Origin of the sequence: Pseudomonas sp. Ant30-3 (assembly GCF_000690905.1) — a bacterium.
GTDB lineage: Bacteria > Pseudomonadota > Gammaproteobacteria > Pseudomonadales > Pseudomonadaceae > Aquipseudomonas.
Genome location: NZ_JMCL01000047.1, coordinates 40,446 through 52,240 on the forward strand (window position 1 = coordinate 40,446; position 11,795 = coordinate 52,240).

The 11,795-nt window shown below is 58.9% G+C and carries 8 protein-coding genes and 2 tRNA genes; 6 read left to right on the forward strand and 4 right to left on the reverse strand.

Going from position 1 to position 11,795, the window contains the following annotated elements; all coding sequences use genetic code 11:
- Positions 1-7: 7 nt before the first annotated feature.
- The 6 genes from hflX to DU29_RS0112435 all read left to right on the forward strand — a co-directional run bounded on the left by hflX (position 8) and on the right by DU29_RS0112435 (position 8,376).
- Positions 8-1,309, forward strand: a complete 1,302-nt coding sequence (gene hflX / locus DU29_RS0112410; RefSeq protein ID WP_028622004.1) for a ribosome rescue GTPase HflX — start codon at positions 8-10, stop codon at positions 1,307-1,309.
- Positions 1,310-1,405: 96 nt separating this feature from the next.
- A complete protein-coding gene (gene hflK / locus DU29_RS0112415) occupies positions 1,406-2,578 on the forward strand; it encodes an FtsH protease activity modulator HflK (RefSeq protein WP_028622005.1) in 1,173 nt (390 codons plus the stop codon).
- The gene (gene hflC, locus DU29_RS0112420) at positions 2,578-3,447 is read left to right on the forward strand and encodes a protease modulator HflC (RefSeq protein ID WP_028622006.1); all 870 of its coding nucleotides are present in this window, start codon (positions 2,578-2,580) and stop codon (positions 3,445-3,447) included. Before hflK ends, hflC begins: the two co-directional genes overlap by 1 nt.
- 311 nt (positions 3,448-3,758) lie before the next feature.
- Complete coding sequence (locus DU29_RS0112425) at positions 3,759-4,946, forward strand: ATP phosphoribosyltransferase regulatory subunit (RefSeq protein WP_028622007.1); 1,188 nt, start codon at positions 3,759-3,761, stop codon at positions 4,944-4,946.
- Positions 4,947-5,001: 55 nt separating this feature from the next.
- Positions 5,002-6,291: an adenylosuccinate synthase gene (locus DU29_RS0112430; RefSeq protein ID WP_028622008.1), complete on the forward strand. Its 1,290-nt coding sequence runs from the start codon at positions 5,002-5,004 to the stop codon at positions 6,289-6,291.
- Between the two features lie 150 nt (positions 6,292-6,441).
- The gene (locus tag DU29_RS0112435) at positions 6,442-8,376 is read left to right on the forward strand and encodes a methyl-accepting chemotaxis protein (protein ID WP_028622009.1); all 1,935 of its coding nucleotides are present in this window, start codon (positions 6,442-6,444) and stop codon (positions 8,374-8,376) included.
- Positions 8,377-8,461: 85 nt separating this feature from the next.
- Here the strand turns inward: DU29_RS0112435 and DU29_RS0112440 are convergent, their stop codons facing one another.
- The 4 genes from DU29_RS0112440 to DU29_RS0112455 form a co-directional block, all read right to left on the reverse strand.
- A complete protein-coding gene (locus DU29_RS0112440; protein ID WP_028622010.1) occupies positions 8,462-10,027 on the reverse strand; it encodes an ABC transporter permease in 1,566 nt (521 codons plus the stop codon).
- Positions 10,027-11,037, reverse strand: a complete 1,011-nt coding sequence (locus DU29_RS0112445) for an iron ABC transporter substrate-binding protein (protein ID WP_028622011.1) — start codon at positions 11,035-11,037, stop codon at positions 10,027-10,029. Before DU29_RS0112445 ends, DU29_RS0112440 begins: the two co-directional genes overlap by 1 nt.
- A gap of 326 nt (positions 11,038-11,363) precedes the next feature.
- Positions 11,364-11,450 (reverse strand) — tRNA-Leu (locus tag DU29_RS0112450).
- Positions 11,451-11,615: 165 nt separating this feature from the next.
- A tRNA-Leu gene (locus DU29_RS0112455) sits at positions 11,616-11,702 on the reverse strand.
- Between the last annotated feature and the right edge of the window lie 93 nt (positions 11,703-11,795).

The following is an 11,795-nucleotide window of genomic DNA, read 5'->3' on the forward strand; positions in this document are numbered from 1 at the left end:
GTCTCCTTTGTTCTTTGAGCGCCACGGTGGTGGTGAGCGAGTAATCCTCGTTCACTTGGATGGACAGGACCCTGAGGCGCGCGAAGATCCGCAGGAGTTTCAGGAATTGGCTAATTCGGCCGGCGCCGAGACCGTTGCGTTTCTTAACGTGCCGCGTCATCGGCCAACCGCCAAGTTCCTGATCGGCAGCGGCAAGGTCGAGGAATTGCGCGATCTGGTCCATGCCGAAAAGGCAGACCTGGTGATCTTCAATCACGTCCTCACACCTAGTCAGGAACGTAACCTCGAACGAGTTTTCGAGTGTCGCGTGATCGACCGTACCGGTCTGATTCTCGATATTTTTGCCCAACGCGCCCGTACCCATGAAGGCAAGCTCCAGGTCGAACTGGCCCAGCTTGATCACATGAGCACCCGGCTGGTTCGAGGCTGGACTCACCTTGAACGTCAAGGTGGCGGTATCGGCATGCGCGGCCCAGGTGAAACCCAGCTGGAAACCGACCGCCGTTTGCTGCGGGTTCGCCTGCGCCAGATCAAGGGCCGCCTGGAAAAGGTGCGCAGCCAGCGCGAACAGTCGCGACGTGGCCGTACGCGTGCGGATATCCCTACCGTGTCGCTGGTGGGGTATACCAACGCCGGTAAATCCACGCTTTTCAATAACGTGACGAAATCCGACGTGTATGCGGCCGACCAGTTGTTCGCCACGCTGGACCCGACCTTGCGCCGTCTTGAATTAGACGACCTGGGGCCGATTGTCCTGGCCGACACCGTAGGTTTCATTCGTCACTTGCCGCACAAGCTGGTTGAGGCATTTCGATCTACTCTCGAAGAGTCGAGCAACTCCGACCTGCTGCTGCACGTTATCGATGCGGCTGAACCGGATCGCATGTTGCAGATCGAGCAGGTTATGGTGGTGCTGGGCGAGATTGGTGCTCAGGACTTGCCGATCCTCGAGGTCTATAACAAACTCGATTTGCTTGAAGGCGTTGAGCCGCAAATCCAGCGCGACGAAAACGGCAAGCCCCTCAGGGTCTGGCTGTCGGCGCGTGATGGCAGCGGTCTTGAGTTGCTGGAACAAGCCATTGCCGAGTTGCTGGGCAGTGAGTTGTTTATCGGTACCTTGCGCTTGCCGCAACGTTTTGCTCGACTGCGAGCGCAGTTTTTCGAGTTGGGTGCGGTACAGAAAGAAGAACACGACGAAGAAGGCATCTGCCTGCTGGCCGTTCGTTTGCCACGCATCGAGTTGAATCGACTGGTGAGCCGCGAGGGAATGCAGCCGATGGAATTCATCGAGCAACACACTTTGCAATAAAAGCCTGAGAAAGCGGTTGTGCCGTGGTGACAGGCATTCTGTAGCATTGGTCGGCGCGCCGTGGGTGCGTCTTTGCTTTATCAGATGGAGAGCGCTATGGCTTGGAATGAGCCGGGTGGCAACTCGAATAATCAGGATCCTTGGGGTGGCAAGCGCCGCAATAACGGCGACCGCAAGGGACCACCGGATCTCGACGAGGCCTTCCGAAAGCTGCAGGAAAGCCTGAACGGGTTGTTCGGTGGTGGTAAGAAACGTGGTGACGATGGCGGCGGTTCGGGCAGGAGTGGCGGCTTCGGCGGCATTCTCGGCATCGTGCTCGTCGTGCTGGCTGCCGTGTGGCTGTACAGCGCGGTCTATGTCGTCGACGAGCAGGAGCAAGCAGTAGTCCTCCGCTTCGGCAAGTATTACGAAACGGTTGGCCCGGGTCTGAACATCTATTTCCCGCCGATTGATCGCAAGTACATGGAAAACGTCACGCGTGAGCGGGCCTACACCAAGCAGGGTCAAATGCTGACTGAAGACGAGAACATCGTCGAAGTGCCGCTGACTGTGCAGTACAAGATCAGCAACCTGCAGGACTTCGTGCTGAGCGTTGATCAGCCGGAAATCAGTCTGCAGCACGCGACCGAAAGTGCCTTGCGCCATGTGGTGGGTTCTACCGCGATGGATCAGGTGCTGACTGAAGGTCGTGAGTTGATGGCCAGCGAAATCAAGGAGCGTCTGCAACGCTTCATGGATACCTATCGCACCGGTATCACCGTCACTCAGGTCAACGTACAGAGCGCAGCGGCACCGCGTGAAGTGCAGGAAGCTTTCGATGACGTGATTCGCGCCCGTGAAGACGAGCAGCGTTCGCGCAACCAGGCCGAAACCTATGCCAACGGCGTCGTGCCGGAAGCTCGTGGTCAGGCCCAGCGCATCCTCGAGGATGCCAACGGTTACCGCGACGAAACCGTTTCGCGCGCCAAGGGTGAAGCCGATCGCTTTACCAAACTGGTCAGCGAGTATCGCAAGGCCCCTGAAGTCACCCGCGAGCGTCTGTATCTGGACACCATGCAGGAAGTCTTCAGTAACACCAGCAAGGTTCTCGTGACCGGCAACAAGAATGGCCAGAGCAATCTGCTGTACTTGCCGCTGGACAAGATGGTCGAAAGTGGTCGCAACACCAGTGCTCCCGTGAGCGGTGCGGCAGCCACCAGCAATGAAGCGAATGCACGTGCCGCAGCTGAACTGCAACAACAGCCGGCACGTACCAGGGAGAGTCGCTGATGAGCAATAAATCGCTGATCACTCTAATTGTTGTCGTCGTTCTGGCGATCGCAGCCTGGAACTGCTTCTACATCGTGGCTCAGACCGAGCGTGCGGTGCTGCTGCAATTTGGTCGTGTGGTTCAGGCCGATGTTCAGCCGGGCCTGCATGTGAAAGTGCCTTACGTTAACCAGGTGCGTAAGTTCGATGCACGCCTGATGACGCTGGATGCACCTACGCAGCGCTTCCTGACGCTTGAAAAGAAAGCGGTCATGGTCGATGCCTACGCCAAATGGCGCGTGAAAGACGCAGAGCGTTACTACACTGCGACATCCGGTCTCAAGCAGATCGCCGATGAACGCCTGTCGCGTCGTCTCGAATCGGGTCTGCGTGACCAGTTCGGTAAGCGCACGCTTCACGAAGTAGTATCCGGTGAGCGTGATGCGCTGATGACCGATATCACTGCTTCGCTGAACAAGATGGCGGAAAAAGAGCTGGGCATTGAAGTAGTTGATGTTCGGGTCAAGGCCATCGATCTGCCGAAGGAAGTGAACCGTAGCGTGTTCGAGCGCATGAGCTCCGAGCGTGAGCGTGAAGCTCGTGAACACCGTGCCAAGGGTAACGAATTGGCGGAAGGCATTCGTGCTGACGCCGATCGTCAACGCCGTGTACTGCTCGCTGAAGCCTATCGTGAATCTGAAGAGGTTCGCGGTGACGGTGATGCTCAGGCCGCTGCGATCTACTCCAAGGCATATGGTCAGGATCAGGAGTTCTATGGTTTCTACCGTAGCCTGCGTGCTTACCGCGAAAGCTTCGCGAACAAATCCGACGTCATGGTCCTGGACCCAAGCAGCGACTTCTTCCGTTACCTGGAAAAAGCCAAACCTTGATAACTCGGTGACCTGAATCATCCCCGCCTGGCGGCTAAAACCTCGGGCGGGGTGATCCTTTGGAAAAACGAGTGTATGATGCGGCAGCCGGGAAATTCCCGGCTTTTTTGCGTCTGTACGTTTGATTGCTGTTCAGGCAGACGACCGAGTCGAACGACTCGACAGGTTTTTCGAGGAAAGTGGATGGCGAGGCCGATTCAGGCTTTTCGTCATGTTGCTCATGCGCGTGGTTTGCTCATGGACCGATCATTTTCTGCTTCACTCAAGGCTCGCCCAAGGGCTTGCTGCCCGGATCATAGGGGAATGGCGTAATGGCAACGGTAGACCGCTGGCTGCTGCCAGATGGCATCGAAGAAGTACTGCCACCGGAAGCGGCGCGCATTGAAGTAGCGCGCCGTCAGGTGTTGGATCTGTTCCAGAGCTGGGGTTACGAGTTTGTCGTGACTCCCCATATCGAGTACCTCGAATCCCTGCTGACCGGCGCGGGCTCCGATCTCGATTTGCGTACCTTCAAGGTCATCGACCCGCAATCCGGCCGGCAGATGGGCTTTCGTGCAGACATCACGCCGCAGGTTGCACGCATTGATGCGCACACCCTGCGTCGTGAAGGCCCGAGCCGTCTGTGCTACGCCGGCAGTGTGCTGCACGCTCAGCCGCGTGCCTTGTCGTCCTCGCGCAGCCCGATTCAACTGGGCGCAGAGTTGTACGGCGATGCGAGCCCGAGCAGTGATGTGGAAGTCATCAGCCTGATGCTGGCGATGCTGCAGCTGGCCGATGTGCCGGACGTGCACATGGACCTCGGGCATGTCGGCATCTATCGCGGCCTGGCCCGCGCTGCCGGTTTGTCCGGTGAAGTCGAGCAACAGCTGTTCGACGCATTGCAACGCAAGGCCATCGACGAGGTCATTACTTTGACCGAAGGCTTGCCTACAGACCTGTCGGGCATGCTGCGGGCGCTGGTCGATTTGTGTGGCGGGCGTGAAGTGCTGGCCGCCGCGCGTGATCGTTTGGCGAATGCGCCGGCGCCTGTGCTAGCGGCGCTGGACGACCTGCTGGCGATTGCCGAGCGTTTGTCCGTGCGTTTCCCGCAGTTGCCGCTGTACTTCGATCTGGGCGAATTGCGCGGGTATCACTACCACACCGGTGTGGTATTTGCCGTATTCGTCCCGGGTGTTGGCCAGTCCATCGCTCAGGGCGGTCGTTACGACGACATCGGCGCCGACTTTGGTCGCGCCCGTCCGGCAACCGGTTTCTCTACCGATTTGAAAACCCTGGTGACCCTGGGGCGTGCTGATATCGAGTTACCGTCTGGCGGTATCTGGATGCCCGACAGTACGGATGCAGCACTCTGGCAGCAGGTTTGCCAGTTGCGCAGTGAGGGTCAGCGTGTTGTTCAGGCTTTGCCCGGGCAACCTTTGGCCGCCGCCCGTGACGCGGACTGCGACCGGCAATTGATTCAGCAGAACGGGCTGTGGCAAGTATCGCCACTGGCTTCTTGAGTTTTCCTGTCGGCCCGTGGCCGGCACCAAGTTTGCGCGAATGAGGACAAGTGTTATGGGTAAGAATGTCGTAGTCCTGGGCACCCAATGGGGTGATGAGGGCAAAGGCAAGATCGTTGATCTGCTGACCGAACATGCTGCCGCCGTAGTGCGCTACCAAGGTGGCCACAACGCCGGTCACACGCTGGTGATCGACGGCGAAAAAACCGTTCTGCACCTGATTCCGTCGGGCGTGCTGCGCGAAGGCGTGCAGTGCCTGATCGGTAACGGCGTGGTGGTTGCACCCGACGCCCTGCTGCGGGAAATCATCAAGCTGGAAGAAAAAGGCGTACCGGTACGCGAGCGTCTGCGCATCAGTCCGTCCTGCCCGCTGATCCTGTCCTTCCACGTTGCGCTGGACCAGGCCCGTGAAAAGGCCCGTGGCGAGCTGAAGATCGGTACCACCGGTCGTGGCATCGGCCCGGCTTACGAAGACAAGGTTGCACGTCGCGGCCTGCGTGTTGGCGACCTGCTCAACATGCCTCGCTTTGAAGACAAACTGCGTGAACTGGTGGATTACCACAACTTCATGCTGGTGGGTTACTACAAAGAGCCGGCCATCGAGTTTGAAAAGACCCTTGCCGAGTGCAAGGAATACGCTGAGCTGCTGAAGCCGCTGATGCTGGATGTGACGGCCGAGCTGCACGACCTGCGCCGCGCCGGCAAAGACATCATGTTTGAAGGCGCCCAAGGTTCGTTGCTGGACATCGACCACGGTACTTACCCGTACGTGACCAGCTCCAACACCACCGCTGGCGGTGTTGCTACCGGTTCGGGCGTTGGCCCGATGTTCCTGGACTACATCCTGGGCATCACCAAGGCTTACACCACGCGTGTAGGCTCGGGTCCATTCCCGACTGAACTGTTCGACGACGTCGGTGCGCACCTTGCCAAGCAAGGTCATGAGTTCGGTGCGACCACCGGCCGGGCTCGTCGTTGCGGCTGGTTTGACGCCGTTATCCTGCGTCGCGCTATCGATGTGAACAGCATCTCGGGCATCTGCCTGACCAAGCTGGATGTACTCGACGGTCTGGAAGCCATCAATATCTGCATCGGCTACAAAGATGCAGAAGGTCAGGATGTTGCCCCGACTGACGCTGACAGCTACGTCGGTCTGCAGCCGGTTTACGAAGAAGTGCCGGGCTGGACCGAATCGACCGTGGGTGCCAAAACCCTGGAAGAGCTGCCAGCCAATGCACGCGCCTACATCAAACGAGTCGAAGAGCTGATCGGTGCGCCGATTGACATTATTTCGACGGGCCCGGACCGCAACGAAACCATCGTTCTGCGTCATCCGTTCGCGTAATAAGCTATTGATGTAAAACACAAAGGGCCCTTGATTGGGCCCTTTGTCGTATCTGCCCTCGGGACGGCATGACCTTTGCTGTGATGTTGAATAAAAGCATCGCTACCAGCGTGCCATCAATTTAATGGCGCCAAAGCCGAGGGATTCCACGTGTCAGCCGTTCTCTCATTGTTACAAAGCCGTTTGTTGCGGCCCGTCTTCGTTACGCTTGGTATCGCTCTTTTGGTGCAGGTGCTGGTAGCGGTCGCTCTGACCCGGAGCACGGTGACTGCACTGGAAGCCGATCTGGCTGTGCAACTCGGTGCCGATAGTCAAAAGCTGTCCGGCGAACTTGAGCAGGCGGGGCGCGAAGTCACCTCGAGCCTGGACGCACTCTCGACCAGTACCCGGCAGCGCCTCACGGCCGGTTTGTCTTCGCGTCTGGAGGACGAACAGGCTCAACTGCGTGCGACGCTGGAAAAAGGCCTGAAGGATTCCGCCAACGATATGGCGCAGCTGCTGGCCTCGGTCGCGCCCCGCGCCATGTGGGACAGCGACGTGCCCACCCTGTCCGAATTTGCCCGCCGGGCGCAGCGCAATCCCAACGTGTTATTCGTGGTTTACGACGACGCTACCGGCCAGCATCTGACCCGTTACCTGAACCGGGAAAACCCGATCAACAAGGCGCTCCTGGAAAAGGGCCAGGGCGAACGAGCGCTGGACAAAGTGCTCGATGCAGCCAAAAACGATCCCTCGGTTTATTACCTCGAAGCCTCGATCAATCCTAACGGTGTAGAGATCGGCAAAGTGTTGATGGGCGTTTCCACCGCTTCCGTGGAAGCCGATCTGGCGGCGCTGGACAAGCGCTTCTCGGCATTGATCGCCAGCAGTGATCAGCTGGTCGGGGACAGCCTCAAGGGGGCTGCCGCTGACAGCGCCACCGCGATGCGTGCGCGTCTGACCTCAGCGCAAGCCACAGCCTCCGAAATGCAGGCGAATACCAACGACACCGTTCAGGAAGCGGCAATGACCTTGCGCTGGCGTATCGGCATGGGCCTGGCGCTGGTCGGCTTGGGCGTGCTGCTGTTGCTGGCCGTTGTGCTCGGCCGTCGCGTGGTCAATCGCCTGAAAATGCTGATCGCTGCGATGGATGATTTGGCCGCAGGCGAAGGCGACTTGACCAAGCGCGTGCAGATCAACAGCAAGGATGAAATCGGCGACATGGCCTCGGCGGTCAATCGCTTTGTGGATAAGTTGCAGCCGATCGTGCGTGAGGCGGGCGATGTGGCTCAGCGTACCGGCGTTGAAATCGGCGCCATGACCTTGCGCAACGCCGGAGCCGATGCGGCGGCCGGCATGCAGCGCGACGAGGTGGCGGAAAGTCTGCGCGCCCTGTCGCAGATGGCAGACGAGGCGCAGTCCGAGAGTCACGCCATGCAGGCGGCTTTGCAGCAGGTCGTGGACATTCGCTCCGCCACTGATGAAAACACACGGACGTCGGCGAAGGTCGGCAGCCTCATCGAAGCGCTGGCCGGGCAGGTCGATACCGGCGCGCAAGTAATTGAGCGACTGGCGCAGCAGAGTGAACAGATTGAAGTGGTGCTGACGGTGATTCACGGAATCGCCGAGCAGACTAACCTGCTGGCGCTGAACGCGGCCATCGAAGCTGCACGCGCCGGCGAGACTGGCCGTGGATTCGCGGTGGTGGCGGATGAAGTGCGGGCGTTGGCAAGCAAGACGCAAAGCTCCACCGGCGACATCCAGGCGCACATTGTCGCCTTGCAGCAAGGCGCGCGTGAGGCCGTGGCAGCGATCGGTCAGGCCGGGCGCCAGGCGAATGAAGGTTTGCTGGTGTTGCGTGACAGTGCGCGATTGCAGCAATCGGTGCAGGCGTCGGTCGAGCAGGTGCATGCCGCGATTGGTCTGGCGACGCAGGCAGCCGCGCATCAGGCGCAAGGCGCGCAAGCGGTTCGTGGTCGGGTCGAGACCATTCATGCGCAGGCAGAAAAGGCAGCTCAGGCGGTGGTGGAAACCACAGCCAGCGGCAAGGTACTGGATGGATTGGCGGCGCAGTTGAAGGCGAGTCTGGGGCAGTTCAGGGCTTAAGTTCAAAAGATCGCAGCCTGCGGAAGCTCCTACGCAAACGCATATTTGCGTGTAGGAGCTGCCGCAGGCTGCGATCTTTGCTTCATCAGCGGCTCAGATGCATCCGCGTCGTCAGCAGATATACCGGTAACCCCGACACCAGAATCAACAACGCCGCATAAGGCGCCGCTGCCGCAAACTCAACATTCGCGGTATGCGCCCACACCTCTGTCGCCAGCGTATTCAGCCCGGTCGGACTCAGCAGCAGTGTCGCCGTCAGTTCCTTCATCGCATCCAGAAACACCAGCGCAAAGGCCGCGCCCAATGCCGGGAAAATGATCGGTAGCGTCACCCGACAAAATGCCGTGAAGGACGACGCCCCCAGCGTGCGCGCTGCTTCTTCAAGTTGCGGCGCTGCCTTGTTCAGTGCCGTGCGGATCGGTGCCTGGGCCAGGGGTAAAAACAGTAGTGCATAGGCGATCAGCAACAAGGCCGAGGTCTGGTACAGCACCGGCACGTAGTGCAGGGCGAAATACACCAGCGTCAGCGCAATGACCAGCCCGGGCAGCGCATGCAGCAGGTACGGCAGTCGTTCGGCCCAGATCGCCAGTTGACCTTTGTGGCGCACCACCAGTAATCCAACCGGGACGGCGAGCACCAGACACAGCGCTGCGCCGCCCAACGACAAGGCCAGAGACGACAGCAGCGCTTCGCTGATCGCCGCCACCGGGAACGCAGCGGAGGAACCTACCGCCAGCCAGTACGCCAGCATCCCCAGCGGAATGCCGCTGCCGACGATTGATAGCGTCAGACAATAAAGCTGTCCGGCGGTTGCCCAGGGCCCGAGCTGCACCTGCGCAGCCTGCCGTGCCGCGCCTTGACCGGTGCGCACATGCCGACCCTTGCCGCGAACGCGCAGCTCACACCACAGCAACATCAGGCACAGCGCGAGCAGCACCGCCGAAAGCATCGCCGCATTGGCGTTGCTGAATTCCAGTTCGAACTGCTGATAAATTGCCGTGGTGAAAGTCTGCAGGCCAATGATCGATAGCGCGCCGAACTCCACCAGCATGTGCAGCGCAATCAGCAGTGAGCCTGCCAGCAACGACGGCCAGAGCAGCGGCAAGGTCACGCGGAAAAACACGCCCCAGCGATTCTGTCCCAGTGTCCGTGCAGATTCTTCCAGCGAGGGATCAAGATTGCGCAAGGTCGCCGCGACCGGCAGAAAGATCAGCGGATACTTGGACAGGGTCATCACCAGAATCGCTCCACCCAGGCCCTCAAAGCTCGCGCTCAGGGACACCCAAGTGAAACTGCTGACAAACGCCGGTACCGCAAACGGCAAGCACAGAATCACGCCCCAGACCCGCCGCCCCGGTAAATTGCTGCGCTCCAGCAACCAGGCTAGCGACAGGCCGATCACGCCGCAGGCAACCGTCACGCCGACCATCAATGCCAAGGTGTTGCGCAACAAACCGAACACATACGGTCGCCACAGCAAATGCACGGCCTCAGCCCAGCCTGCTTGCCAGGTTTTCAATCCGACGTAAGCGAGCGGCAACAGGCTCAGAACAACCAGCAGCAGAACCGGCAGCAGCAACCAGATCGAAGGGCGTTTGCGCCGTGGCACGTAACCCCCGCGTGAGGCGGGGGCGGATAACGATGCGCTCATCAGTTCAGGCCAACGTCACGTTCCAGGTCGAGGGCTTCTTCGGCATTGCCGAGGTCGGCAGGTGTGACTTTCGGCGCTTCGAGTTCGCTGAACGGCTTGAGCCCGCGATCCGATTCCATGCCTTTGTGCAGCGGGTATTCGGCGGTGGTCTGGGTGATCACGCGCTGACCTTCTTCGCTGGCCATGTAGGCAAGGAATTGCTGGGCTTCTTTGGGATGCTTGCTGGATTTCAGCACGGCAGCGCTGGAGACAGTGATCAGCCCGCCAACGTCACCGCCGGTGAAGTAATGCAGTTTCGAGTCGAGCTGACCTTTTTCACGCTGCAGGGCGAACCAGTAGTAATTATTCACCAGCACGGTGGCGACTTCGCCGTTTTCCACAGCCTTGAGAGCGACCATGTTATTGCTGTAGGTCTTGCCGAATGCGCGCAGGCCAGTCAGCCATTCTTCAGCGGCATCCATACCGTGCACTTTGATGATCGCCACGGCTTGTTCCTGGAACGCGCCGCTGGTGGGCACGAAGCCGACCTTGCCTTGCCATTTGGGGTCGGAGAATTCCATCACCGATTTCGGCAGGTCTTTCTCGTCGATCAGCTTTGGATTGAACGCAACCACGCGAACGCGCGCGGTGATGCCGATCCAGGTGCCATTGCCGGCGACGTAGTCTTTTGGCAGCACGGCGAGAGTGTCAGCGTCGGTCCGGGCGAGCAGGCCTTGTTCGCCGAGCTTGTTCAGCGGCGGCGATTCTTCGGTGTAAATGACGTCGGCGGGGGAGCGATCGCCTTCTTCGACGACCTGACTGGCGAGCTGATTGCTGCTGCCTTTGCGCACATTGACGTGAATGCCTGTTTTGGCTTCGAAAGCCTTGGCAACCGCGTCGCCGACTTCCTTGTGTTGGCCGTTGTAGAGTGTCAGGGAAACCGGATCAGCCGCATGGGTGAGGGGAGTGGCGATGGCCAGGCCGAGCAGGGTAATGGTCAGGCCACGGCGCAGGGTATTTCGAAACATCATTCGCAGGGTTCCTCACTGTCGCATTGTAAAACTTTGAAACAATGATAAACGATATTGTTTCTCAAGTGCGTTTGCCTAGTTTGGGAGAAGGGTGATCGACTGTGGCGAGGGGATTTATCCCCGTTGGGCTGCGAAGCGGCCCTCAGAGTCAATGTTTCGCGTGTGCTTATCTAGTGACTGCAGCGCAGTCTGACGGGGATAAATCCCCTCGCCACAACAAGAGCCGCCAGGCTCAGTAAGTTATTGGACTTCTATATACCCAGAAACGCAAAAACCCGCTTTCGCGGGTTTCTGTGAAACTCAAGATCGAAACCTTGAATTTGAATTGGTGCCCAGAAGAAGACTCGAACTTCCACGACCTTGCGGTCACCAGCACCTGAAGCTGGCGTGTCTACCAATTTCACCATCTGGGCATAATCTTCAGCGTTACCGCTGTTGATGTGGCGCACTATACGGAGCGCGTTTTGATCTGTAAACCCCTGATTTGGTTTTAATAAATCAGCGTTGCAGAATGCAAAAACCCGCTTTCGCGGGTTTTTGTGCAAGCTTTGAAATTGATCTAATCTCAAGCTCGAAATTGGTGCCCAGAAGAAGACTCGAACTTCCACGACCTTGCGGTCACCAGCACCTGAAGCTGGCGTGTCTACCAATTTCACCATCTGGGCAGTATCAACAACGTCTCCGTCGTTGATGGCGCGCACTATACGGAGCGTCTTTTTAACTGTAAACCCCCGTCGCGCAAAAAACCTTGTAAATTT

What these genes read in the sequence shown, in the direction of transcription:
- DU29_RS0112445 (WP_028622011.1), bottom strand. Translation starts at nt 11,037, where the DNA reads ATGATGTTTCGAAATACCCTGCGCCGTGGCCTGACCATTACCCTGCTC.
- DU29_RS0112425 (WP_028622007.1), top strand. Translation starts at nt 3,759, where the DNA reads ATGGCAACGGTAGACCGCTGGCTGCTGCCAGATGGCATCGAAGAAGTA.
- DU29_RS0112430 (WP_028622008.1), top strand. Translation starts at nt 5,002, where the DNA reads ATGGGTAAGAATGTCGTAGTCCTGGGCACCCAATGGGGTGATGAGGGC.
- hflC (WP_028622006.1), top strand. Translation starts at nt 2,578, where the DNA reads ATGAGCAATAAATCGCTGATCACTCTAATTGTTGTCGTCGTTCTGGCG.
- hflK (WP_028622005.1), top strand. Translation starts at nt 1,406, where the DNA reads ATGGCTTGGAATGAGCCGGGTGGCAACTCGAATAATCAGGATCCTTGG.
- DU29_RS0112440 (WP_028622010.1), bottom strand. Translation starts at nt 10,027, where the DNA reads ATGAGCGCATCGTTATCCGCCCCCGCCTCACGCGGGGGTTACGTGCCA.